This window comes from Halomonas sp. SIMBA_159, assembly GCF_046536035.1.
Taxonomy (GTDB): domain Bacteria; phylum Pseudomonadota; class Gammaproteobacteria; order Pseudomonadales; family Halomonadaceae; genus Vreelandella; species Vreelandella venusta_A.
Window position 1 is genome coordinate 1 of sequence record NZ_JAWJBT010001852.1, and the last position, 228, is coordinate 228.

Below are 228 nucleotides of genomic sequence, written 5' to 3' on the forward strand. Positions count from 1 at the left end.
GTTTGAAGACCAATTTGTATTCTACATAATACTGAAGTATCAGTGTCAATGTGCCATTCTAAGGATTGTCCAGGGGGTGTAACGGCAATTCTTGACCTACAAACAGTTCCAAATGTTTCTGTCATGAATTGTTGTGTCTTTTCAGTACCACTAATCCATTGTTGATAATTTTGTTCAATATCTGGATCTGTTTCTGGAGTCTGTTGTTGAAGAAGAACTTGTCTATAT

Annotated in this window: 1 protein-coding gene; it reads right to left on the reverse strand. The window is 36.0% G+C overall.

The features are described 5' to 3' along the window. Positions 1 to 228 (reverse strand): hypothetical protein (locus R0J87_RS25590; RefSeq protein ID WP_498889820.1); only part of this gene is annotated, 228 nt, incomplete at both ends.